20 protein-coding genes are annotated in these 24,216 nt (G+C 38.1%); 12 read left to right on the top strand and 8 right to left on the bottom strand.

Annotation, left to right across the window (positions count from 1 at the left end):
• Positions 1 to 55 precede the first annotated feature (55 nt).
• The 3 genes from SACI_RS10710 (at position 56) to SACI_RS10700 (ending at position 5,429) form a co-directional block, all read left to right on the top strand.
• Positions 56 to 2,695, top strand: a complete 2,640-nt coding sequence (locus tag SACI_RS10710) for a beta strand repeat-containing protein (protein ID WP_011279003.1) — start codon at positions 56 to 58, stop codon at positions 2,693 to 2,695.
• 183 nt (positions 2,696 to 2,878) lie between these two features.
• Positions 2,879 to 4,387 (top strand): hypothetical protein, encoded by a 1,509-nt coding sequence (locus SACI_RS10705; RefSeq protein ID WP_011279002.1) that lies wholly within the window; start codon positions 2,879 to 2,881, stop codon positions 4,385 to 4,387.
• A gap of 97 nt (positions 4,388 to 4,484) precedes the next feature.
• The gene (locus SACI_RS10700) at positions 4,485 to 5,429 is read left to right on the top strand and encodes an alpha/beta fold hydrolase (RefSeq protein ID WP_011279001.1); all 945 of its coding nucleotides are present in this window, start codon (positions 4,485 to 4,487) and stop codon (positions 5,427 to 5,429) included.
• A 70-nt stretch (positions 5,430 to 5,499) separates the two neighbouring features.
• Here the strand turns inward: SACI_RS10700 and SACI_RS10695 are convergent, their stop codons facing one another.
• Positions 5,500 to 6,492 carry a R2-like ligand-binding oxidase gene (locus SACI_RS10695; protein WP_011279000.1) on the bottom strand — a complete coding sequence of 331 codons (993 nt, stop codon included), beginning with the start codon at positions 6,490 to 6,492 and terminating at the stop codon, positions 5,500 to 5,502.
• Between the two features lie 209 nt (positions 6,493 to 6,701).
• On the opposite strand from SACI_RS10695, the gene SACI_RS10690 reads away from it, so the two are divergent.
• Complete coding sequence (locus SACI_RS10690; protein ID WP_011278999.1) at positions 6,702 to 8,369, top strand: long-chain-fatty-acid--CoA ligase; 1,668 nt, start codon at positions 6,702 to 6,704, stop codon at positions 8,367 to 8,369.
• 67 nt (positions 8,370 to 8,436) lie between these two features.
• On the opposite strand, the gene SACI_RS10685 is transcribed toward SACI_RS10690, so the two are convergent.
• Together SACI_RS10685 and SACI_RS10680 are read right to left on the bottom strand one after the other, a co-directional pair.
• Positions 8,437 to 8,979: a Zn-ribbon domain-containing OB-fold protein gene (locus tag SACI_RS10685; protein WP_011278998.1), complete on the bottom strand. Its 543-nt coding sequence runs from the start codon at positions 8,977 to 8,979 to the stop codon at positions 8,437 to 8,439.
• Positions 8,980 to 8,984: 5 nt separating this feature from the next.
• Positions 8,985 to 10,172: a thiolase domain-containing protein gene (locus SACI_RS10680; protein ID WP_011278997.1), complete on the bottom strand. Its 1,188-nt coding sequence runs from the start codon at positions 10,170 to 10,172 to the stop codon at positions 8,985 to 8,987.
• 79 nt (positions 10,173 to 10,251) lie between these two features.
• Between SACI_RS10680 and SACI_RS10675 the strand changes: the two genes are divergently transcribed.
• Both SACI_RS10675 and SACI_RS10670 read left to right on the top strand, forming a co-directional pair.
• Positions 10,252 to 12,225, top strand: coding sequence for a 3-hydroxyacyl-CoA dehydrogenase/enoyl-CoA hydratase family protein (locus SACI_RS10675; protein WP_011278996.1), 1,974 nt, complete (start codon positions 10,252 to 10,254; stop codon positions 12,223 to 12,225).
• Between the two features lie 53 nt (positions 12,226 to 12,278).
• On the top strand, positions 12,279 to 13,766 hold the full coding sequence (locus SACI_RS10670) for a class I adenylate-forming enzyme family protein (RefSeq protein ID WP_011278995.1): 1,488 nt from the start codon (positions 12,279 to 12,281) through the stop codon (positions 13,764 to 13,766).
• 27 nt (positions 13,767 to 13,793) lie between these two features.
• On the opposite strand, the gene SACI_RS10665 is transcribed toward SACI_RS10670, so the two are convergent.
• From SACI_RS10665 to sat, 4 genes are all read right to left on the bottom strand, one after another.
• Positions 13,794 to 14,918: a lipoate--protein ligase family protein gene (locus SACI_RS10665; protein ID WP_011278994.1), complete on the bottom strand. Its 1,125-nt coding sequence runs from the start codon at positions 14,916 to 14,918 to the stop codon at positions 13,794 to 13,796.
• A gap of 208 nt (positions 14,919 to 15,126) precedes the next feature.
• Positions 15,127 to 16,062 (bottom strand): alcohol dehydrogenase catalytic domain-containing protein, encoded by a 936-nt coding sequence (locus SACI_RS10660; protein WP_011278993.1) that lies wholly within the window; start codon positions 16,060 to 16,062, stop codon positions 15,127 to 15,129.
• Between the two features lie 248 nt (positions 16,063 to 16,310).
• Positions 16,311 to 16,616, bottom strand: coding sequence for a DUF6955 family protein (locus SACI_RS10655; RefSeq protein WP_011278992.1), 306 nt, complete (start codon positions 16,614 to 16,616; stop codon positions 16,311 to 16,313).
• A complete protein-coding gene (gene sat, locus SACI_RS10650; protein WP_011278991.1) occupies positions 16,613 to 17,848 on the bottom strand; it encodes a sulfate adenylyltransferase in 1,236 nt (411 codons plus the stop codon). The genes SACI_RS10655 and sat overlap by 4 nt, the downstream gene beginning before the upstream one ends.
• Positions 17,849 to 17,963: 115 nt before the next feature.
• Here sat and SACI_RS10645 point away from each other — a divergent pair, with 115 nt between their 5' ends.
• From SACI_RS10645 to SACI_RS10620, 6 genes are all read left to right on the top strand, one after another.
• Complete coding sequence (locus SACI_RS10645) at positions 17,964 to 18,683, top strand: phosphoadenylyl-sulfate reductase (RefSeq protein ID WP_011278990.1); 720 nt, start codon at positions 17,964 to 17,966, stop codon at positions 18,681 to 18,683.
• 12 nt (positions 18,684 to 18,695) lie between these two features.
• A complete protein-coding gene (locus SACI_RS10640; protein WP_176586704.1) occupies positions 18,696 to 20,588 on the top strand; it encodes a nitrite/sulfite reductase in 1,893 nt (630 codons plus the stop codon).
• Positions 20,589 to 20,604: 16 nt separating this feature from the next.
• Positions 20,605 to 21,273 carry a uroporphyrinogen-III C-methyltransferase gene (locus SACI_RS10635; RefSeq protein WP_176586705.1) on the top strand — a complete coding sequence of 223 codons (669 nt, stop codon included), beginning with the start codon at positions 20,605 to 20,607 and terminating at the stop codon, positions 21,271 to 21,273.
• 51 nt (positions 21,274 to 21,324) lie between these two features.
• Positions 21,325 to 21,591, top strand: coding sequence for a hypothetical protein (locus SACI_RS10630; protein WP_011278987.1), 267 nt, complete (start codon positions 21,325 to 21,327; stop codon positions 21,589 to 21,591).
• A 130-nt stretch (positions 21,592 to 21,721) separates the two neighbouring features.
• Positions 21,722 to 22,600, top strand: a complete 879-nt coding sequence (locus SACI_RS10625) for a sulfurtransferase (protein WP_011278986.1) — start codon at positions 21,722 to 21,724, stop codon at positions 22,598 to 22,600.
• Entirely contained in the window at positions 22,597 to 22,845 is a 249-nt protein-coding gene (locus tag SACI_RS10620; RefSeq protein WP_011278985.1) for a hypothetical protein, read from the top strand. Before SACI_RS10625 ends, SACI_RS10620 begins: the two co-directional genes overlap by 4 nt.
• A 69-nt stretch (positions 22,846 to 22,914) precedes the next feature.
• On the opposite strand, the gene SACI_RS10615 is transcribed toward SACI_RS10620, so the two are convergent.
• On the bottom strand, positions 22,915 to 24,033 hold the full coding sequence (locus tag SACI_RS10615) for a mandelate racemase/muconate lactonizing enzyme family protein (RefSeq protein ID WP_011278984.1): 1,119 nt from the start codon (positions 24,031 to 24,033) through the stop codon (positions 22,915 to 22,917).
• Positions 24,034 to 24,216: the final 183 nt, after the last annotated feature.

Here is a 24,216-nt window from a genome sequence, read left to right as displayed (position 1 = left end):
AGAATTAGGAACAGTAGTAAAATTTATAAGTTAAAAATAAGACCTAAAATCAGAAATGAACAAAATAAATAAATTAGGTTTAATTATAGGACTTATATTACTAATTACTCTAGTATCTGCCGGAACAATGACCACTGCTCAAACTCCCAAAAACACACCAATTACCATACTCTACATAAAGAACTCAGTCCAAAGGCTATACAACTCAACGTTAACTAATGCTATACTATATGTTTATAATTCAATACTCTACACATACAATAGCAGTTTTATAAATGTGAAAATTTACATCTACAACTCTAGTATATTCGCAGATGGCTTTGGGATTAGTAACTCTACTGCAGTCCAAGTAGGTTCATTAATATCAATTACTAGGGGTGTTTTCAATAACACTAAAGTCATTGCAAACTATTCAGTTTTTGCTAATTCACAGTTTAACTTGAACAACGATAGTCTGTTCTTGTATTATAGTTCAATAAGGAATTCAATACAAAACATCCAAAGATCCAACTTAACACTACAAAATACATCATTAATAGGAGATGCTTTTACGGTTTATAATAGCCAGTTAAAACTGTTCGGTTCCTCAATAAACTCGTCAGACCAGAAAGTTTACTCTTCAAAATTATACTTGACCAATACAATTAACTTCAATGACTCCATACAGATCACGTCTAGTGATATTTACCTAGTTAACGTTCCAAATATTAAGGACACGTTTAACTTAACAAATGATAATTTCTATATGTCTAATTTCCTGTTGCGGAATACTGTAAACTATCTAAATAATGTGGACTTCTACAATAGTTCCATCAGCATTATATCTTCGTCAGTATTAACGAACGGAGGGTTACTAGATGGAGACTCACTCTACTTGTCAAACACCACCCTAACTTCAGTAGGTACCACTGTACAAAACGTAAAACAGTATGCCAATGATTCCTCTACCCTAAACTTGGAAAAGACTAACATCATTAATACATTTGTCGGTGCGTCTAAATCTTTCATAAAACTTGATCACTCAACATTGATGAATGTTGTGCAGAATATAAGTTCGTCCACAGCTCAGGTGATATACTCTAACCTTCAGAATGCTGTTGCTGACCTATACGGTTCCACTTTTACTATAACTAATTCTGTGAATGATCTAGTTAACTCGAAAATATACAACTCTCAGATAACTCTTGAGAACTCCAATTTAAGTGCTGTGAATACTGTTATACAAAATTCCGTTCAAAATATATACAGTTCAGGAGTTAACCTAAAGAATACTGTTATATCTGGTTCAACTATAACAGCCCAGAGCACTGTTATAAATGCCAATAACGTGACTATTCTAAGTTCAACTCAGTCCCTCATAGGCTCAACAGCATATGTAAGTAATTCAAAATTCTCCCAAGTAGTTCTGAAGTCATCTAACTCAAACCTGTATACGTCAAACTCAAACATAGGCATAATCAACTCAAATATAGTGAACTCATTAATGCAAATCATAAACTCTCAGAGTAGTGTTGTGGATTCCACAATATCATCTACAAACATTTACCTCTCCAACTCTGTACTAAACGCTCAAGGGTCTTCCATAATAAACTGTAACCAAAATATTCAATCGTCAACAGTCTATTTGACCAATTCGCAATTATCTAGTAGTGGAAGTGGAGTAGCTAATATTACAGGGACTAATCTTTATCTGAGTGGTTCATCAATTACGGGAGTAACACAAAATATACGTAACTCAATGGTGTCATTAACTAATACCCAAATAAGCTCTTCGAACGTAAACATGGTAGGGTCTACTCTGTCTGCCTCAGGTTCAACAATAACCAATAGTAATCAGAACATTCAGGGCTCGACAATTTACCTCAGTAACTCTCAGATAAATGGCGGAAATGTTGTCTTTAGCAGTACAAAACTATATGTTACAGGCTCAACCATTTCAGGTGTAACTCAGACCGTAAGTGGAGGCTCATTCATATCCTTGTCTAGCTCGACAATAAGTTCGTCTACTGTTAGCATAAGCGATAGCACGTTAAACGCCACAGGTTCAACAATAACTAGTACTACACAGAACATTCAGGGCTCCACGTTATACATTTCAGGATCCACCACTGTATCAAACTCAAAGCAGACCTTAACAAACACTAACGCTTACATATCCAACTCGAAACTGTTAAATGTGGTTACAATAATATCAGGCTCCAAGATATACCTCTCAGGCTCCACTTTACAGGCTTACAATTCACAAATAACTAATTCACAACAATACATAACCAATTCGAATGTATACCTAACAAGCTCCTCCATTAGTGGGTCTACGATTAACGCTCAAGGTTCTACAATAAATATAGTCAGTTCAACTATATCTAACTCGAATCAGTTCGTATCTGGCTCTGTATTAAACGCCACAGGATCAACTATATCTAACTCCCAGCAGAATATAAGCAGTAGTCAGATCTACTTGATGAACAGTAACATAAATGGTGATACCATAGGCGTAAGTAATTCACAGTTGCATTCTCAAGGTACAACGATCTCGGGTTCTACTCAAACAATATCAGGGTCTGACGTATATCTATCTAGTACAACGGTCTATAACTCGAGGCTTACATTAATCAACTCGACTCTTAATGCCCTTGGACTATCATTACACGTACCATATCTGTCACTGTATATACCATACAGTTACTTCCCATAGCTAAAGGAACGTGTTTTTACTTTTTAAGTGAGAGTGTTTTTCTTCTTACTGTTTTTCCTGTCTCGAGCTTTTTATGAAACTAGTTAAAAAACTTCATTCTGGTGTAAAATTTATAAAGGTAATAAAATAGCGCAATATATTTTCACCAACATTTTTAAACTTATTTTTTAGTATGATATAAATGTGAAAGAAAGATTATCATCAGTGTTAGTGTTGGTAATTTCAATATCATTATTAGCAATCTCAATTTATCCGTATACAGTTTTCAATTCTGCAGTGGGATACTATCCTCAACTATTATACACATTTCAATTTCCCTTGAACTCTACAAGTAGTTATGGTATAACTTATTTCAACAATGGTCTTGTTATTCCTGCAGTATCTATTAAGGGCAGTTCTCCATATGATATCAACATAAGCTATATTTACCTTTCATCAGAGAATACTGAGAAGCTAATTTTGAATTACACACTTTCATCACCGGTGATGCCAACAGTTAGCGTATCTTCATTTACAGACGGTCACTATCTCGGAATGTATTACGGGATCAAGTACTATAACAATATACAGTCTGGGACTTTCGTGAACTCGTCGTTGTACAACAGACCGGGTCAATTCATAATGGTTAGCGACGCATATACTGAAAATGTTATACTTAATTATCCCAATGAAGGATTTAATCTCTCCATGGTCCTAATCTCTTATGAGCCCAATCAGTGGTGGTTTTACTATCCTCCCTATACCACTTTAACCCCTTTAACGGGAATGCCAACAGCTGCATATGGAATAGCAATCAACCATAACTACAAGGTAATTATTCTAGGCAACTCATATCAGGGTTCAAACCAACTTATTGCCTATTTAGCTACTAACCCATCAGACCCAGTATCTCTCAGTGTCATCGCCAACTTTACGTTACCCCAAGAGATAGATTGGATCGCCAGTGTAAATAACTTAGTGTACGTTGACCTGAAAAACACTGGGATAAATGTATATGATCTTAATTTATCCTCACCGAAACCATTAATGGAAATAGGTTCGATCCAATTTCCATTATCCTCAACTCCCCTGGGAGTCATTAATTCATCCTTGTATATAATTGGTAAAGGTAATGGGACGCTAGATTTAGTCTCTATTCATGATGAAAATATTAAAACGGTATCTCAGCTCCCCCTTATTTCCAATGACGTTCAGGCATTTATGGTATCACAAAACATCTCAATAGCAAACGGAAATAAGTTATACCTGGTGAATACCAAGACAGGATATATATTCAACATAACATTGAACAACCCGCTAATTATTATAGGAAACCAGGCGTATTCTGCATATACAGAAGGCTCTTCGTTAATTATTAACGTGTATGAAATTAAATACGGTGTGATACCTACTAGTACAACTTCTCAAAGTACCCCCACAAGTACTAGCAATACATCAACGTCTATAAGTACAACTTCAGTGTCCCAGACAACGTCCTCAAATCAAGCTACCACTAGCAGTCAAGTTTCAACTTCATTATCACAGGTAGGAGAGAGCTCTTCCACATCAGTTAGTAGTACTGAGCCTTTATCAAGTGGTCTCTCACAACCTCAAACAACAAGCAGTCCTTCAATTAGCCCATTCATTATCGTCGTTATAGTGGTCGTTATTATCATTGTTATAGTTGTCTTACTCCTGGTAAGGCGTAGGTAATACCCTGAATTTTTAAGTCAAATGAAATTATTTTACTAAATTCTGAAACTTTATGACAAAACTTTAAAAACTAGTTTAGATATATCTTTAATCAGCCATGAACAGGAGAGACGCTATTAAGATTTTAGGTGCTGGGGCTATAGCAGGCGCATTAGCTACGAGAATCCCGTTAAGTATATCACAGACACCGCCTCAAATAAATTACTCTAACTTGGTTCCCAAGGAGTTCGGCTGGGCTCCAGTAAACAATATACATATTTACTATGAGATATATGGGAGTGGAGAACCACTTATAATGATAATGGGATATTTGGGAAACTTAGAGAGTTGGGGACCTATAATTATAAATGGTTTAGCGTCGCAGTATGAGGTCATAATTTTCGATAATAGGGGTACAGGAAGGAGTGGTACAGTAGGTCAAGATCCTCTTCATGATGCATTAACTTATACAATTCCGTTATATGCCAGTGATACCATAGGTCTACTAAACTATCTAGGTTACTCTAACCTGAATGTTCTAGGCTGGTCAATGGGTGGTTTTGTAGCCCAACAGATAGCCATTGACTACCCGAGCTATGTAAATAAACTAGTATTGCTATGTACTGCACCTAATATTTACCTGTATCCTCCGAAAGTCTCCCCTCAATCTATTATAACTGGATTTACAGCTTCTGATCCAACTGTTACGGTCGAGACTATAATTCCTTATTTAGTGCCAAGTGATTGGTTACAGGCTCACCCAGACGTAGCAAAGTATGTCTTATTTACACTGGAGAAATACCCGATAAGTTATACAAGTGTTTTAAAGCAGACTAATGCTTTAGCTACGTTTAACTCAGTAGGGCAACTGCAAAACATCACAGCACCAACACTTGTTATCGGAGGTGACAGTGATCTTTTACTGCCTCCTCAGAATAGTCAGTATTTAGCTGAGAACATACCAAATGCGCAGTTATATATCTTTAGCCCTGATGCGGGTCATGGACTGATATACCAGTATCCTACTCAATTTATTAACTTAGTGACGTCCTTCCTAGGATAAGAGTAGATACTTAGAGATAAAAAATCATGAATAAAAAAGTTAAACCTATGTTTTTTATCTCAAAATCCGGTTATTCTTCTATACCTATATCTCTTAAATGTAGTCTCCTTACTTGTTCAGGTCTCATTTTCACTGCTCTCTCTATTACAGCATATCTCTGCTGGAACATCCTAGTGGCAAAACTCATCACGTCTTGAAAACCTTCTTCGCTTTCCACGAAGTATTTGTAGAGAGGTCCTTTGTCTTCTTCTTTCCAGTCATATGATAACTGGATCTTTCTATTAGCTTCGATTAAAGGAAATCCTATCTCTTGGGTTAACTGCCCGAAATACCTATTGAACTCATTTAACACACTGTCACCATGCATTGATATCATTAGTGCAGCCACATATGCACCAAACGAAATATGTCTAGCTTCATCCCTGGTGATTAACTTAACCATCTTATATAGTCCAGGTAAAGCAGGTAAGATTTTCTCATAACCCTTCACATAACCGTAATATCCTGTTTCTGCTAATATTCCTTCTGCAACAAAGTTATAGGAAACTACTGCCCTTACTATGTTTTCAGGTGAAGGATCATTATATAACCTTCTCATATCTGTTGGTATTATTTCGTAGAACAATCTCCTATACGGCTCATTTTTGTAGGTGAAGTCATATATTCCTTCTGTCTCACCTACACTCTCAAACCACTTTCTAAATGCTACAGTATGATTAGCTTCGTCTCTAGCAAACTGTGTAAGATACAGGGCTTCCTCAATTAACCCCAACTCCTCCATTGCGTTGGCTAAGGGTAATATATCCCTAGCTACACACTCCTCTCCTGCTAGGAAATAAGAAGATATAATTTTGTTTTGGGTTCTGTCAGATGGCTTTAACTTTTTCCAGTCCTCTCTATCCTTAGAAAAATCTAGCTCATATGCAGTCCACCTGAATTTCTCTCCAATTTCAAATAGTCTCATGGGAAATGTGTTCCAGTCAAGTCCCTCTACAGTTGATTTAAACTTATTGTGAAGTATTTTTCCTTCCTTGGTAGTATTTCCATACTCTGAATTAATCATATCTATTTCACCCTTGATTAATATAATAAGTAATACTTCCTATTAATAAATTTGCCTTTTATTTAAGTTATTTATTTTTCTTAAACGAAATCAACTCAACATATCTAATGGATAAGTGGAAATTAAACAGTTAATAACGTTATTAATGTCGAAAGTTATAAGTTGTATTTCAAGTTAAATATATAAAATTGCTAAATGTAGTATATATTATGATTGATGGAGCTAAATCCACTACAAACGATGATTGGCAATTAAGTGTTCATAAGGTTTTGGAATACGCAGGAAAGGTTCACCCTACGACTGAGATCATTTCCGATAGAAGACTTCAGGGTGGAGAACTGCATATTCTAAACTACGGAAAGGTATTAGATAGAGTGCGTAGTATGGCTAATGCTCTGGAAAAGGAACTTGATGTTAAGCCCAGTGATGTTGTGGGTATAATAGACTGGAACGACCATAGGTTTTTCGAGTCATATTTTTCAGTTCCTTCAATAGGAGGAGTCCTGTTAGAGCTTAATTTCAGGCTTCACCCATCTGATTTAGTTTATATTGTAAAACACACCAAGGCTAAAGGTCTGTTTATAGACGACTCACTGTTATTACTTGCACAGATCCTATCCAAGGAGTATAAATTTGATTTCATTGTGGTAATGAGTGATAAGTCACTTGAGGAGATAGAGCCCCTAAAGGGTATGAGTCTAGCATCAAAAGTTTACGGATATGAGGAATTGGTAAAATCCCACTCTCCAAATAGAAGATTTGAAGAAGTGAATGAAAAGAGCGCTGCTTATGCTGCTTTTACCTCAGGGACAACAGGTCTACCCAAGGGAGTTTTCTACTCTCACAGGTCAGTGGTGCTTCACGCAATGACCGTTGCCCATGATATGAGACCCACAGACACATTACTTCAAGTTGTTCCAATGTTTCACGCCAATGGATGGGGAACTCCATTTGCTGCTGCAATGCAGGGATGTAGACAGATATATCCTGGAAGACCTACACCTGAGAGTCTAACAGACTACATCTTAAATTACAAGGTCACTAGAACTGCAGCAGTGCCCACTATAATAATTGAGCTTCTTAAAAGATTGGAAAAGATGGATCCTAAACCAGACCTTAAGGGCTTAAAGATCTCTATGGGAGGTCAGGAACCACCATCTAAACTAGTATCAGAACTGGCTAAATATGGTGTGGAAGTTTATCAGGGGTATGGTGCAACTGAGACTAGTCCAGTGGTATCTGTGGGTTTCTCCAAGTCAGAGATAGATAATTTACCTGCTGAGGATAAGTTCCTTAAAATGAAGCAGGGATTGATTGTTTTCGGTGTTGAAGTTAAGGTTGTTGACCCAATTACTAATCAGGAGTTGCCATGGGATGGTAAGAGTGTTGGTGAGATTTGGATAAGAGGACCGTGGATAACTAGAGAGTATTACAACGACCCCAGGACATCACAGTCCTTTACCCCTGATGGTTGGTGGAGGAGTGGTGATGTTGGTGTTGTTGATCCTCTGGGTTATATTAGGCTTGTTGATAGGTTGAAGGATGTGATTAAGAGTGGTGGTGAGTGGATTAGTAGTATTGATTTGGAGAACTTTTTGATGGCTCATCCTTATGTTAGGGAGGCTAGTGTTGTTGGTGTTCCTCACCCTAAGTGGGGTGAGAGACCATTGGCTATTGTAGTGCTCAAGTCGGATTACGAGAATTTGCCTAAGGACGAGGTAAAGAAGTCATTGCTTGATCACTTGTCCAAGAAGTTTGCCAAGTGGCAGTTACCAGATGATATTGTCTTTGTTGATGAGATACCTAAAACAAGTACAGGAAAGTTTGATAAGAAATTACTGAGGGACAAATATAAAAACTTATTTACTTCTTCTTAATATTATTCCTTTTTAGATAGATAAAAAGTGATAATTTAGTTTTTTTATTATTCATAGCTCCTTAAACCTAAGCTTTCCTTAACTCATATGTAATATAACCCTCAGGTTCCCTCTTTACCACTGACAGCTTAACTTTCATTCCAACCTGGATATTCTTAGGATCCTCATTCACCCATGCTAAGACATTAATCCCTTCCTTTAGTCTAGCTATACCCACTATGTAATCTTGATAATGCATAAAACTTAGAGGTTTAACTGTTATAATTGTGTATGTTAACAATTCTCCCTCTCCAGATAATTCTACGGTTGTTAGTCCAGATAATCTACAACTTGTACAATCATCTTGTGGGGGAAAATATATGGTACCGCATTTTGGGCACTTTGTCCCTATTAACTTCCCTTGGTTCAAGTACTCAAAAAACTTGTATATTTTCCCAATTGGAATAACGTAACGTTGTGTTAAATCCCTAACATCAACCCACAATGGGTTATTTGTTTTTGGTTCTCTCATTATTGGCATTCCATATATTTTAATAAGTTGATCAATCTGCTCTAAGACTCTCTTATCTATTTCATTGAATTGCTTTTCCTTAATCTCTAAGGTTCCCATCCTAATCACGCATTTGGTTTTCTGGTTGAGTATATTGTTATGTATGCGTAGTGTCCTGTTCCTCCTACGTTGTGTGTTATTCCCATCCCGTTCCTTATGTCTGCCTGTGTCCCCTTGTGTGCCCTGTATAGTAGTTGTCTTGTTATTGACACTGCCATGCTTACTCCTGTTGCCCCTATTGGGTGTCCTTTAGCCTTTAAACCACCATCAACGTTTACTGGTATTTTTCCACCAATATATGTCTCACCATTCCTAGCCATCAAGTGTCCTTCTCCCCTCTTTGCAAACCCTAAGTCCTCATATGCCATTATCTCAGCTATTGTGAAACAGTCATGTACATCTGCAACATCAAAATACCTCCATGCATCACTGAAATCAATTTTAGCCCTCTTATAAGCTTCCTCTGTGGCAACTCGTGAAGCATCTATAGTCAGAAACTCCTCTCTTTTAGACAAATTTATAGTACCTGAGGCAAACCCTTGTGATACTATCCATACTGGTGAGTCTGTTATCTTTCTTGCTACTTCCTCAGAGGCTAAAATAAGTGCAGCTGCACCATCAGTAATTGGGCATGCATCATATAATTTTAATGGATATGCGACAACTCTTGATTTCAAATAGTCCTCCATCTTTATCTGCTTTTGGAATGTGGCATAGGGGTTATAACTTCCATAATAGTGGTTCTTCACAGCAACACTACCTAAATCCTCTTCTTTCATTCCATACTTAGCCATTCTACGGGTTGCATATAGTGCATAGTAACCTGGGAATGTTAAGCCGAAGTTTTCGAATTCCCAGAAGTAGTTCCCTGCCCTTCCCATCATCTCTACCGCTACAGGATGAGGTGACTGATTCATTTGCTCCACACCAATTACTAAGGCTACTTTAGCCTCACCAGACTTAATTGCCTGATAAGCTATTCTTATGGCAGCACTCCCTGTAGCACATGCAGCTTCAACCCTCATGGTTCCCTTTGGGGCTAAATTGCAGTATTCTCCTATTGCTATTGCTGAGAGGGGCTCAGAACTCCATCCACCTGCGTTACCCACTACAAACATCTCTATGTCCTTTTGTTCTAAGTTAGCTTCCTCAAGAGCTTGCTTAACTGCTTCCCAAGTAAGCTCTTGAAGGTTGACGTCCGTTCTTACTCCAAATTTTGTATGTCCTGTACCTACTATAGCAACATTGGACATAATTAATATTTTCTGCTTAACTTAATTAGTTTTGTGGTTCAAACTAAACTTTAATATCTTATTTATTTATTTAATAATAATGTCACAAATCTCAAGAGTAGGTGTAGTCGGAGCAGGAACTATGGGTCATGGGATAGCTGAAGTTGTAGCTATAGCAGGCTTTAACGTGGTTTTAACAGACGTCAATGAAGATATCTTGAGGAACGCATTGGAAAAAATAAGATGGTCATTGGAGAAGTTAAGGGAAAAAAGACAAATTAAGGAGAACCCAAACACAGTGTTATCAAGAATTAAAACAACTGTTAGCTTTGGGGATTTTTCAGATGTAGACTTTATCATTGAAGCAGCCATAGAAAGATCAGATGTTAAAAGAAAGATTTTTTCAGAATTGGACAGAGTTGTAAAGAAAGATGCCATATTCGCAACTAATACATCAACAATTCCAATAAGTTATCTAGCAGAAGTTACTGGAAGGCAAGAAAAGTTCATAGGTTTACACTTTATGAATCCACCCGTATTAATGCCCCTTGTGGAGATAATTATGGGGAATAAGACTGCAGAAGAGACCTTGAAGACCACTATTGACCTTGCTAAGAAGATCAACAAAGACTATGTAGTCGTTAAGAAAGACGTGCCTGGATTCTTAATTAACAGAATAAATGGTCGAACTTTCCCCGAGGCAGTATTACTCTATGACGAGGGATATTCAAAGGAGGATATTGACGCAATGAGCAGGTTTAGATTAGGTATGCCCATGGGGTTTTTGGAGCTCATGGACTTTACAGGTATAGACGTAGCATATAACGCAGGGTTAGAGGCTATAAAAAGGGGTGAAGGAGAACCTCCACACTTCAAGGTATTGAAGAAGTTAGTTGAAGAAGGCAGATTAGGGATAAAGAGCGGTAAAGGTTTCTACACTTACACAAGTAAGACTTACGAAAGAGCAAGAGTAGTCCCCACAGACAACATGTATTATGTTAACCCTTTGAGGATTATTGCGCCTGCTGTTAATGAGGCAGCTTGGATACTCAGGAACGATGTCTCTTCAGCTCAGGACATTGAAAAGGGTATGGTCAAAGGTATGAATTGGCCACAGGGTCCACTGACCTTTGCAGACAAATACGGGATTGATAATGTGTTGAAGTTCTTAGAGGAGAGGTATGAGGTGACAAAGAACGAGTACTATAAGCCTGATCCCCTTTTAACCGAGATGGTCAGTAAGGGAAAGTTGGGTGTGAAGAGTGGGGAGGGGTTTTTTAAGTGGAACTATGAGAAGGCTAACTTTGGTCCTGTTAAGTACGAGAAATTACATGATTACGCTAAAATAACCATGTCAAGAGCTGATAAGCTTAACGCATTGAATGAAGCCATGTGGAGTGGTTTAACTGAAGCCTTTAAGAAGGCTAAGGACGACTCTGAGATAAGGGCTGTGGTAATCACAGGAGAGGGAAGGGCGTTCTGCGCAGGAGACGATATCGAGATGATGAATTACTGGGGGAGTGTGGCAGGCGCTATGGAATGGAACGAGAAGTTCTCTTCTCCGTTGATAAATCTACTTCTGAACTACCCTAAACCTGTAATTTCAGCAGTTAACGGTTTGGCATTTGGAGGCGGAATGGAGCTTAACATATTATTCGATATAATAGTGGCAAGTGACGATGCTATGTTTGCTATACCAGAGGGTTTAATCGGTGCGTTGCCACCTTTAGCTTCCTCCATGGGTGTAGGTTTTATAAGTAGGAAGATCGCTAGATATGCATTAACCGGAGATTGGATGAGTGCTAAACAGGCTAAAGAGTTAGGTTTAGTCGACATTGTAGTACCCCATGACCAATTGGAGATTGCAACTGTGGAGATAGTTGAAAAGGCTAAGAAGATTGCGCCATTATCAAGTATGGCAATAAAGAGAGCTGTAAATTCCATAAGGAACAGCTATCTTCAGCAATTACAGTCTGCCTCTCAAGACCTTCTAATATTGTCAGCTACTGAGGACTTTAAAGAGGGAATGAGGGCGTTTGTGGAAAGAAGACAACCGAAGTACAAGGGGAAATAATTTTTTCAATACTCCGCATAAAGACTTTTTAATTTTTTATAAAAAATAATATTATGGATATATGGTCAAAGTTTTACCCTGAAAACCTGAGTGATCTTAACATCCCTGAGATTCCAATTCATGAGGTGTTGAATAAGTCTGTGAAGGAAAAAGGTGATTTAACACTCTTGGTCTTTGAGGGGAAAGAATTCAGTTACTCGAGTTTATACTCCTTCGCTAAACGCTTCGCAAGTTACCTAAAGGAACATGGACTGAAAAAGGGAGACGCTATTTCACTTATTATGTCTAATGCTCCACAGGTTATTCCAGTGTTTTTTGGCTCCTCCATGTTAGGAGTAAGGGTAGCCTTAATTGATCCATTGTCATCAGGCAAGGACCTTGAATACCAACTTTCGTTGACTGACCCAAAGATGATAGTTACTGAGGAGGAAATATACAAGAGAGAGAAAGAGGTGATGTCACGTTACAATGTCTTTTCATTTAATAGCCTAAATGATTTAGATTCTTCCCCTAATGTTGACGAGGTAGAGATTAACCCCAAGGAAGATATAGCGGTGTCTATGCATTATGCAGGAATTATAGGGAGAACATATGAAGTTTATCATACCCATTACGGACTAATTTCCTCAAACTATGTCAGTTCCTTGGTCAGAGCTGGTGAAATAGGAGAGGAGAACACAATTCTAATATCTCTCCCCATCTCCCACATATTTGGGCTTGACGCTCTGTTAGAAACTATTATGGAGAGGGGAAAAATTGTTTTAATGAGGAGATATGATCCAAATAGGGCTCTAGATCTAATTCGAGAATATAAGGTTACTACGTGGCCTGCCCCTCCTATGGTGTTTAAGGAAATATTACCAAATCTCAAGAAGGAAAAGTTTTCGCTTAAGTTATGTATAACCGGAGCAGCCCCTGTACCTCCAGACCTACAAAAGGCTTACTTTGAGGAGTTAAACCTCCCATTAGTACAAACTTATGGTCTTACAGAGGGACTAATTGTTACATACCAACCTGCAAACCTCAAGGTATATGGTAGTGTAGGAATTCCTCTTCCTGGAGTTAAGATAAGAATTGTTGATAAGGAGACAGGTACAAAGGATGTGCCCATAGGTCAGGATGGCGAGTTGATAGTCAAATCTCCTTGGAATATGAAGGGTTATGGTAGTCACGGTATCCTAGATATTCAAGAGAGTTCTAAGGCTATCAAGGACGGTTGGCTTTATACAGGGGATATCTTTATGATGGACCAGAACGGTCTCCTATACTTTAGAGGTTTAAAGAAAAGGTTCCTGAAATACAAAGCTTATCCAATATTTCCAAGAGATCTGGAGCTACTCCTTGAGGAACATCCGGCTGTAAAGAGAGCCTATGTTGATGGTGAATGGGACCCGGAGGTCGGTCACAAGGTCTTTGCTAAGGTCTTACTAAAGGAAGAATATAAGGGAAAGGTTAGTGAAGAGGAGATCATGAACTTTGTTAATGATAAGGTAGCCTTCTATAAAAAAATAAGAAAAATAATCTTTGTGGATAGTCTTTAGCTAAAGCTAAAAATCAAACTTTCCTTTTCATCTGTGTAGTTGTTGTTTAGCATTATCTATGGCTCTAGTGATCGACTCCACTATGTCTTCTCCTTTGACCATTGGCATCTCGAAATTCTTCCTGGCGAACATACTATTCACAATATTTGAAATCTTTTCCTTATCGTCTAAGGGGACTCCCTTAAGTTTTTGTTCAAGTTCGAATAAGTACTCCGATGGAGAGCAGTAAAAATCTCCACTTATCATGATGTCTTTAATCTCTTTACCATCTGTCAGCAAATGCGTAACTATCAACTTCCTAGCCTTATATCTGGAGAAGCCTACGGCATACCCTTGAGGGATATTAGAGAATCTCTTTCCACTGGATCTAAGGAATAGGTTTTGGTCTGATTTAGCCATCTCCTTATACTTGTTAAATATTGCTTTAGCCTGATCCGAGAACTCATGGGGTTCTAACTTTATCCTTAAGGTCTCCTCTAAACTGGTTTTAAAGGCTTCATACACTTCCTCGTCGGAGGGCTTTCTTCCCGTATCTTCCTCTACAGATGTTAAGTAATCTTGGACGTTCTTTGAGGTTTTATCCGAGAACTTTTCTGGAGGGACTTTAATCACATTTATCATCTCCTGTACGTCTATTTTGCCTACACCTATCACCATGTTAAGTACCAGTATATCCTCTATTGTGGTAAATCCAAATCCTGTAATTTTCCTATAGGCTCTTGGGGATCCTACCCTAACATCGCCGATATGATCGTACCAAGCACCCTTCACACCTAACTTGAAATACGCATGAACGGCTGCTGATCCTATTTGGCAGAAGGCTTTCTCCATATTGGTGAAGAAGTCCTTTGGGAATGTCATGAACATTGCCATGCTGGATCCCTTAGAGGCATATATTGTACCACCTCCTACACCTAATCTCCTTATTACATCTACTCCCCTTCTCCTCGCCTCATCTAAGTTCACTTCAGTGTCAACATCTTGAAAGTAGCCTAAACTAATTCCACTTTTACCTGTGCTTGTGACTACTAAAATAGGTTCATTTAGCTGTTTTGTTTCATAAATTATGGCTGCTGGTATTGCAACTGTGTCAGCTAGCTCACCTTGGCTTATGAACATTGTTTTTCCTATTACACTGCTTAGAGATGCCATATATAATATAATATTTACTCTAACTATAATAACTTTGTATAATAACTTAGAGTACTAAATAATTAGTCAAATGCATGAAAAAACCAATATTCAAGTAATTTAGTGCTAAATAAAAACAAGCCATAGAGATGTTGGAAAAATTATCAGAATTTTCATTGAATGAAAAAATACATCATTTTCATGACAACGAGAAGGAGGTAGTTAAGTATTATCTTAGTTTCAACACTGCCCTTCCAAATATCTCCCTATTGGCTAGCTTTCTATAAGCTTCGTTGATCCTTTCCAGTTCATAACTCTCATATATTATTTTAATCTTGTTCTCACCAATTATCCTTATTGCCTCTTCATATTCTTCCTTAGTATATGCTGCTGATCCTACTATTTTCTGCTGTCTCATAACTGTTAAGGCTGGTCGCAGTAATGTTATTGGCTCTCCCTCGACATTCCCAATTAACACTAAAGTTCCCTCTTTCTTTAGGGATCTAAGAGAGTCATTTATAGTCTTTGAGCCCACAAGTTCAAATACCGCATCAAACTTCTCGTTCTTTATCTGTGTTATTGGAGTTGCTCCAAGTTCTTTAAGTTTGTCAACCTTGGAAGTTAATCCGTAAACCTCCTTTATACCTATGTGCTTCAGATACTGAACTAAGTGAACTCCCACTCCTCCTCCTGCTCCTGTTACTAATACTTTACTGTCCTTGTTTAGATTCGCTAGCTTAGCTGAATGTATGGCAGTAGCTACAGGGTCCAATGCAGCAGCATACTTCTCCATCTCTTCAGTTGGCAAAGGTATTAAGTTCTTTTCTGGTGCAATTACTTTTTCTCCATAACCACCCGTAATCTCTCCTTCCCCTATTATTTTTGCGTTTTCACACAAGTTTTCTTTTCCAGCTTTACAATATTCACAATTTCCACAGGATAAGTTAGGATAGACAGCTACCGGTTTTCCCTTATAATAACCTACTATCTCGTGACCTAATATCAGTGGTAATTTCAGATTTCTGAACCCTCCCTTCCATACCACTAAATCTCGTCCACAAATACCTGTAGCCGCTACATCAACTACAACTCCTGATCCATTCGGCTCTACATCTTTTCTGATTTCAAAAGGCGAGTTATATGCTGTAAGAACAGCTGCCTTCATACAATCTTATACTCCTAACAAGTTAATAAACTATTTATAGAGTTTTAAGAAGTTAGATGATAAAAATAGTCTAATTGTGGATCCTATGTTATTAAAATATTTTTAAACCTAATAATTTTTCTTCTAACAAAGGCGAGTCTTTGAAATATTTTTGAAATTACTTGCTGTAAATAAAAATAATATTTACTAACTTAGCCTCAATATTATCAATTTTTAAAAGCCATGACGATTCTCAAAAACTAGATTGCTTAAGATTGTTTTTGTTTAGCGTATATGTTCAGTGCCTCTATTAAGGCATCCTTTGGATCGGTTCCCCTGTTCAGAAGTAGTTGTATGACCTTCTCTTTAAAGTGCTTAGGAAGAAGTTCTATGGAATTGGTTGTGCTCCTATCCACTTTAGCATTTGGAAACACTTCAACAATTCTCTTCACTATTTCCTCCTCTACCTCGATCTCTAACCTCTTCATACCTCCAAGAACCTCTTTACCGTATCTTAGACCAAGATCCTCTAACTTTTTGGCAACCTCTTCACTCAGCCAAATGTACACCTTCATTGTAGATCACCTAATTCAAATATACTCTCTCTCCTATTCAGGTATTCCTCAGTAACGAACGGTGTTCCGAATCCATATTTTTTAGCTGACTCCATGAGTACATCATAAACTTCAGGTCTCATAACCATTTTAGTGGGTCTGACCTCGTCTAGTATTATGCTCCTTATTAGGCTTCCGCTAAACTCCTGCTTGTCTGAATCATGATCACATAAGATATCATTTTCTATTGTTCCACACTTTGGACAGTAGTAATTCTCCCTTATGAAAACAGGTTTGATAAGAAGATCATCCTCATTTATTTTACTGAATATTTCATGAGCCTCATAAGGTGAATAATAATTCCCTACCCCTGCATGGTCCCTTCCAAATACGTGATGTGTACAGCCCAGGTTAGTCCTAATAATTGCGTGAAGTAGAGCCTCCCTGGGTCCAGCATATCTCATATCCCATAACGTGAACGAGAGCTTATGAACTCTTTTGCTGATGTAACCCGCATCAACAAGTGCTTTATGTGTTAATAGTATTGCCTCGTCAATGTAGTCACCTATCCTCTTCTCGCCTATCACCACATTCACCAATATTCCAGTTCTAGGCTCATCAACTCTCAATCCATCATTTGCTGCAAACCAAGCGAACTTCATTAAGTACTCATGTCCAGTGTGAGGTACATTTCTGGTCTGAAACGCAACTACTTTTTTCCATCCCATCCTTTCGAATAACTCTCTGTGTTGTCTAGGTGTCAACCAAAAATCTGAATAAACTGAGGTAAACTTAGGCACGTTAACAAGGTAAACTTCACCTGAAACGAATTTCTCCTTGTATGAGAGGGTTCTTTTTACCCCCGGGTGCTTTACATCTCTGGTTTTGTAGACTTTCTCAGCCATCTTTCCCTTATCGTAACTGAATTTCTCCTCAACCCTCATTACAGCTAAAGGTTTACCCATATACGTGAATCCAATTACATCACCCTCCTTTACTTCCTCCGCTTCGCTCTCGTTTAGGTCTAGAACTATTGGTATAGGCCAAAGAACACCATTTGGTAACCTCATCTCCTCTACCACATTGTCTACTTCCTCATAATTCATGAAACCTCTCAATGGCGATAAAAAGCCGTAACTGATGCTTATAATTTCATGGGCTAACTGTCGCTTCACTTCAACTAATTTTAATTCCTTAAAATCATTAATTTTTGTAATTCTCTCACTAATTTCAATCTTTCCGTGCCCTATCATTACACTAAAACTACACTACATATATATTTATATTTCTAGTTATTTGTGCAAAAGTTGCATATATCGAAATACTAAAATTTAAACTACACTATTTTATCAGTGGTCGTTGGCAGTTATGCTTAGCCAGAAGGAGATTGAGGAACTAAATAACCACTTCGAGAATAGGGAGCCTTTAGAGGTATTGAGATGGGGTGTTCAGAAGTTTTACCCGAGGATTGCCTTAGCCTGTAGCTTACAGGCAGAGGATATTGTAATTCTGGACATGATGAATCAAGTTGTAGACAAGCCCATAATTTTCGTTATAGATACGGGGAGACTGAACCAAGAGACGTATAATCTCATTGACGAATTAAGAACTAAGTACCCAAAGACCGAAATCAGGATATATTTTCCTGATAAAGAAGAAGTTGAAGATATGGTGAATAGATATGGCGTTAACTTATTTTACAAGAGTGTGGAGTTTAGGAAGCTCTGCTGTGAGATAAGAAAGGTCAAGCCTTTACAGAGGGCTTTGAAGGGTTTAGATGCTTGGATAACTGGGCTTAGGAGGGAGCAGAATGTGACCAGAACTAAAATCAAGAAGATAGAAGTAGATCAGGTGAACGGTGGTATAATAAAAATCAATCCTTTAGCTGACTGGACATGGGAGCAAGTGTGGGATTACATTAAGAGGAATAATTTGCCCTATAACAAGCTTTATGACATGGGCTATAAGAGCATAGGTTGTGAACCCTGTACCAGGGCTGTCAAGTCATGGGAGCATCCCAGAGCAGGAAGGTGGTGGTGGGAACAGTCAGGAGATAAGGAATGTGGTTTACATTTCAGGGAGAGGTGAACTGACGTTCCTATCGAACCCCAATTTAAAACAGATCCAGGGAACTACACTGAAGAAGAGAAGATAAAAGCTAAAACTAGAGGTCTAAAAGAAGATACCGTAAACGTTAAGAACTCTCTTAAAAATTTGACAAGAGAGGATCTAGAGAACGAAGTGTCCCTAATAGCCAAAAGCTTTGGCATTTATGTGGAGTTCCACAGGGAGAAGGCTAGGGTCAGTCAGGTCAAAGACTGGATCTACATGATAAGGGTTTCAATACCTGGAGGAGGTCCAATATCTTCTAGGCAATGGAGAATGTTCGATGACATAGCAAATAAGTATACTATTAGTGATGCTTACACTGGGTTCAACCAACCCAGTATAAAGTTAACAACTAGGCAAGATATACAGTTTCATCACGTCAAGAAGAGAGATCTAGTAAATGCGATTAGGGAGATAGCAGAGACGGGATACTTTACGCTTAACGGCTGTGGAGATAACGTAAGAAACACTGTGGGTTGCCCAATATCTAGTTATTACGGCATATTCAACTCGAACGGGTTAGCAAGTAAGATAGCCAGATATTTTAGACTTCCGTCTAATCTATACATTCAAGTTTTTGAATTAAGTGAAGAAGCATCATCAACTTTACGAGAGGAAAATCCTGAGGGGCACTACGAATATGCAGACAACTTGCTACCTAGGAAGTTCAAAATAGGAATTGCTGGAGTAATGAAAATAGGAGAAGATTATTACGTGGACGACTGCATAGAAGCTAGATCCAATGACATTGGGATAGTCCCCCTGGTCTCCAGAAATGGAAAGATAGAGAAATATCAGTTGTATGTTGGTGGAGGAATGGGCGAGAATAATGGTTATCCGACATTTTCTGCTTTAGCACTTCCTTTGGGTACAGTAAGTGAGGACGACCTATTGAAAGTTTTAGACTCTATAGTCAGGATACAACAAGATTGGGGGGATAGGAAGAACAGGCATTGGGCTAGGTTGAAATACGTTGTTCATAAATTTGGGATTATCTGGATGAGAGAGAAAATAAAGGAATATAGTGGTGTGGAATTAGGTCCAGTAGTTAAGGTGAATCTAATAAGGGATTTACACTTGGGTTGGCAAAAATTTGGGGATAAGTGGGTTTTTGGTATCTTTGTAGAGAATGGTAGACTCATAGATAACCAAAACGGCAGAATTAAATCAATGGCAAGATATATCGCTGATAAATTCGAGAACCTTAAGTTCTTTATTACTCCAAACCAGCATTTAATTATTTCGGAGATATCAGATGAGGACAAACACGAAATAGAAAACATTTTGAGGGAATTTGGTTATGGTTTAAGGAATGGTAAACACTACTCTAGGTTAAGAACTATTTCAAGTGCATGTGTAGGTTTTCCGACGTGTAAGATGTCCTTTACAGATTCTGAGAGATTTCTACCCAAACTTATTGATGAATTAGAGGGAAGGGGATGGGGGAATAGTGATGTATCCATTGGTGTCTCTGGTTGTGTAGCACAATGTTCAAGACCTGCATTACATCCAATAGGATGGGTTGGTAGTGGGTATGAGTTATATATGCTTAAGATCGGTGGCGACAAGGAAAGAGTTGGGGAACCTCTAATTGACTACAACGAGAACGTAATTTACCTATATCAAGTTCCAGCAAGTAGATTAGCAGATGTTAACGAGGCGTTATTCCAGCTCTATGAGATGAATAAAGATTTAGGAAAGACTCCTGGTGAGGTATTTAGGAAATTAGGTAACAATAAAATAATTGAGTGGTTAAAGTCTCATGAAAAGGTCAAAGACCTAATGAAACCACATAAGTTTGATAAAAAAGTTGAAGGATATACTGAGTACCATAGGCTCTTGTCCATGAGACTTGAGGAGGTGGACAAGTTCAGTGAGTCTTAAAAAGAAAGTAATTGTAATTGGTGCAGGTCCCGGAGATCCTGAGCTATTAACCTTGAAAGGTTTAAAGTATTTACAGGTTGCAGACGTTGTAATATATGATAAGTTGACAGCTCAGGCTGTAGTTTATGCCAGGGAAAACAGCGTAAAGTACATGTTGTCTTCTGACGAGGATGAAATTGAAGTGATTAGAAGGTATCTAAGAGGATATGACGTTATTGTAAGGCTGAAAAATGGAGATCCATACGTATTTGGTAGGGGTCCTCAATTATGTTACAACATGATTGCTGAGGGAATTCAGTGTGAAGTTATACCTGGCGTTTCCGCAGTAAACTCAGTTCCAGCTTATGCTGGTATACCTTTAACCTCAAACGGTTTCTCTGACATGGTTACTGTTGTTTCAGGGGTCACAGAGGGAGGAAAGTTATTTGATTTCAGTAAAGTCCCAGATAAAGGGACATTAGTTGTATTAATGGCTGGTAAAAGATTGGAAGAGGTAAGTAAGGGTCTAATGTCGAGGAGATCACCTTTAGATGATGTTGCAGTAGTAGAGCATGGAACCTATGTTGACCAAAGGGTCAGTGTGATGAAGTTGAAGGATTTAGTTAATGTTAGACCTTCTTCTCCGTCAATGTTGATATTAGGAGACGTTGTTAAAATGAGAAGCTTATTATGGAAATTTTCTTAGAATGAAGTCTAAAATCAAAAGATATTTAGTCTCTCCAGACAAGTTACTAGTATGACATGGAAATTAAAGGATAATAAAATCCTTTCTACCCCGACTGAGAGTAAAGGGTGTACCGTAGACGAGGTAATTGATAAGTTGAGGATGAAGTATAAGGGAAAGATAGACGACCAAATCCTTGTTAGTATTACTTATGATGTCCTTATTAAACATATGACCGAGAAAAAGATCAGTTTGGATGAGATAAGGAGAAAGTATAGTAGTGTTAGTAATATTGACGAGGTAATTAATGAAGTTCTGGTTTTAGCCAAAGGCAGATAATACCATAAGATTACTTTACACGGTTAATGTAGGTAAAGGCTAAAATTTTTAGAAAAGACACAATATTTCCTAGACTTGCACATTTCTTAAAGGATTTAAACTCAGGGCTAAATATTTATACTTGATCAGTATGACACAAACTACAACACAAGTAATAGTAGATTATAAATGGGTTTTAGATCATCAAAAGGATCCTAAAGTTAGGATAGTAGAGGTAGACTATGATCCAAGTACTGCCTACAATGTTTGGCACATTCCTGGAGCTGTACTAATTAGGTGGAGGGAGGATCTCAGACACCCAGTTGTAAGAGACTTTATTGAGCCCTCTCAATTTGAAAAACTAATGGAATCAAAAGGGATAAACAACGACACAACTATTGTGCTTTACGGGGACTACAACAACTGGTTTGCTGTTTACGCGTTCTGGCTATTCAAGGCTTACGGTCATGATGATGTGAGAGTGCTTAACGGAGGGAGAACCAAATGGGCGAAAGAGGGCTTACCTACTGAGCAAGGACCTAAGGAGCCACAATATCCTAAAGGTAGTTACAAGGTGAAGAAAGTCGATTGGGGTAGCCATAGAGCGTTCTTCTGGGAACTGTTACAGAGATTGAACAAAGGTGAGATTGGTAAATCATTAGTGTTGGTAGATGTTAGATCTCCAAAGGAATTTACAGGTGAGGTAAGGGCACCACCAGAGTACGCTGATGAGCAGACCCAAGTTGGAGGTCACATACCAGGTGCTGCAAATATTCCATGGGCTCAGGCTGTGAATCCTGAGACTGGTGAGTTTAAGTCAGTGGACGAGCTAAAGAAAATATATGAAAACGCTGGCATAACACCTGAGAAGGAAGTTATAACTTACTGTAGAATAGGTGAAAGAGCTGCCCACACTTGGTTTGTGTTAAAGTATATACTTGGATATCCAGCAGTCAGAGTATATGATGGGTCATGGGCTGAATGGGGTAATGTTGTCGGCTCACCAGTGAAGAAAGGATCTGAACCATGAAAATAATAGAGACCGTAAAGTTGGATAAAATAGACAGTTGTGGGAGTAAAAGCCCCTTAATGATAATGTTGACAGCTATAAAAAAGATCCAGGAGTGTGGAGAGGCAGTAGAGATACTTATGAACGACTATGACTGGTATGTTAGCCTGAAATACATCTTACAGGTAAATGACCTTAACCTCAAGATAGAGGATAAAGGTAAAGAAAACGGTTTCATGAAGGTCGATGTAGTAAAAGAATGTTAATTTTTTCTTCTCCCTTTTTCCTTTAGACTACTTCTCTACATTATGTATTTATGATCCTCTCTACTAGTATCATTCTACTTCATATTTTTTAATCGCCTCATCACTTACCTCTAGTCCTAGACCTGCATCCTCTGGTAGAATAGCGTAACCATCTTCTACTATTATCTTGTTCTTTGTAATAGCGAAGAGTACATCATTGAACCACCATAATGGATCCAAGGGAGTTTCTATATACTTTGTCAGAGATTCAGGTAGAGAGGCTGATAAGTGAAGATTAGCTACCCAACCCATTCCTGGATCCCATGCATGTGGTAAGAATTCCAAGTTATGACTCTCAGCTAAAGAGGCAATAACTCTACATTCTCTTATACCGTTTGAGTAAACGGCATCAGCCTGAACTATGTCGAGAGCCTTAGAATCCACAAATGCCTTAAACCTACTCAAATCGTATTCCAGTTCTCCTCCACTGATCTTAATATTGCTTCTCTCTCTAAGCCACCTATATCCCTCTATGTCCTCTCTATAAAGGGGCTCCTCTAACCACTCCACATCGTATTGCTCTAGCTCTTTAGCGACCTTAAGCGCGGTCATTCTATCCCAGTATGGTGGTGTGAAAGTCCACGCTTGATTAGCGTCTACAGCTACTCTTATACTATCTCCAAAGGTCTTCCTTATTTCTCTCAGGAGTGCCAGATCGTCCTTTATAGAATTTCTCCTAAACCTTATTTTCACAATGTCAATTCCCTTACTATAATAATCATTTATCAAGTCAATAGTTTCCTTTACATCCATTAATCTCCCAGTACTGGCATATACCTTTACTTTCTTCCTCTTTCCTCCTAGCATTTTATATAGAGGTAACTGATTACTTTTAGCTATTAAGTCCCAAATGGCAACTTCTAATGCACCAGTCCTTTGTATTAACCATGAGCCTATTTGTAGGAATCTATCAGGTATTAATTCAAGGTCTATCTGAAGATTAATCAAAAGTGGTCTCACATACGTGTTTATAAATGCTTTGTACGTGCTTCCAAGCTCTATGGCTGAATAACCTTTTACTCCATTTTCTCCTTCTAGCTCTATTAGACTGAACGTATAATCTTGATGGGGTAAAGGCTCCCATGAAAACTGTATTGGTTCAGGCAAGGGTACCTTAAGTACGTGAACCTTGACATCTTTTACCTTCATAATTTAAGATCAATTTTTAACATATTTATGTTTATGACCACACGTGATAATGTAGGTTTATGTCACCATAATTTACAAATGGTAATATGGATATTACTGATTTATGTTGATGAAAAATATAGTTACTGTATTTTTATTTACTTTGGTAATGGATCCGTTGTTTGACATAGGCGAGTGGAAAAA

Source organism: Sulfolobus acidocaldarius DSM 639, assembly GCF_000012285.1.
GTDB lineage: Archaea > Thermoproteota > Thermoprotei_A > Sulfolobales > Sulfolobaceae > Sulfolobus > Sulfolobus acidocaldarius.
This window is presented reverse-complemented; position numbering and strand designations above follow the sequence as displayed.

What these genes read in the sequence shown, in the direction of transcription:
- SACI_RS10620 (WP_011278985.1), top strand. Translation starts at nt 22,597, where the DNA reads ATGAAAATAATAGAGACCGTAAAGTTGGATAAAATAGACAGTTGTGGG.
- SACI_RS10625 (WP_011278986.1), top strand. Translation starts at nt 21,722, where the DNA reads ATGACACAAACTACAACACAAGTAATAGTAGATTATAAATGGGTTTTA.
- SACI_RS10685 (WP_011278998.1), bottom strand. Translation starts at nt 8,979, where the DNA reads ATGGGAACCTTAGAGATTAAGGAAAAGCAATTCAATGAAATAGATAAG.
- SACI_RS10675 (WP_011278996.1), top strand. Translation starts at nt 10,252, where the DNA reads ATGTCACAAATCTCAAGAGTAGGTGTAGTCGGAGCAGGAACTATGGGT.
- SACI_RS10630 (WP_011278987.1), top strand. Translation starts at nt 21,325, where the DNA reads ATGACATGGAAATTAAAGGATAATAAAATCCTTTCTACCCCGACTGAG.
- SACI_RS10680 (WP_011278997.1), bottom strand. Translation starts at nt 10,172, where the DNA reads ATGTCCAATGTTGCTATAGTAGGTACAGGACATACAAAATTTGGAGTA.
- SACI_RS10665 (WP_011278994.1), bottom strand. Translation starts at nt 14,918, where the DNA reads ATGGCATCTCTAAGCAGTGTAATAGGAAAAACAATGTTCATAAGCCAA.
- SACI_RS10645 (WP_011278990.1), top strand. Translation starts at nt 17,964, where the DNA reads ATGCTTAGCCAGAAGGAGATTGAGGAACTAAATAACCACTTCGAGAAT.
- SACI_RS10655 (WP_011278992.1), bottom strand. Translation starts at nt 16,616, where the DNA reads ATGAAGGTGTACATTTGGCTGAGTGAAGAGGTTGCCAAAAAGTTAGAG.
- SACI_RS10660 (WP_011278993.1), bottom strand. Translation starts at nt 16,062, where the DNA reads ATGAAGGCAGCTGTTCTTACAGCATATAACTCGCCTTTTGAAATCAGA.
- SACI_RS10670 (WP_011278995.1), top strand. Translation starts at nt 12,279, where the DNA reads ATGGATATATGGTCAAAGTTTTACCCTGAAAACCTGAGTGATCTTAAC.
- SACI_RS10615 (WP_011278984.1), bottom strand. Translation starts at nt 24,033, where the DNA reads ATGAAGGTAAAAGATGTCAAGGTTCACGTACTTAAGGTACCCTTGCCT.
- SACI_RS10710 (WP_011279003.1), top strand. Translation starts at nt 56, where the DNA reads ATGAACAAAATAAATAAATTAGGTTTAATTATAGGACTTATATTACTA.
- SACI_RS10690 (WP_011278999.1), top strand. Translation starts at nt 6,702, where the DNA reads ATGATTGATGGAGCTAAATCCACTACAAACGATGATTGGCAATTAAGT.
- sat (WP_011278991.1), bottom strand. Translation starts at nt 17,848, where the DNA reads ATGATAGGGCACGGAAAGATTGAAATTAGTGAGAGAATTACAAAAATT.
- SACI_RS10695 (WP_011279000.1), bottom strand. Translation starts at nt 6,492, where the DNA reads ATGATTAATTCAGAGTATGGAAATACTACCAAGGAAGGAAAAATACTT.
- SACI_RS10700 (WP_011279001.1), top strand. Translation starts at nt 4,485, where the DNA reads ATGAACAGGAGAGACGCTATTAAGATTTTAGGTGCTGGGGCTATAGCA.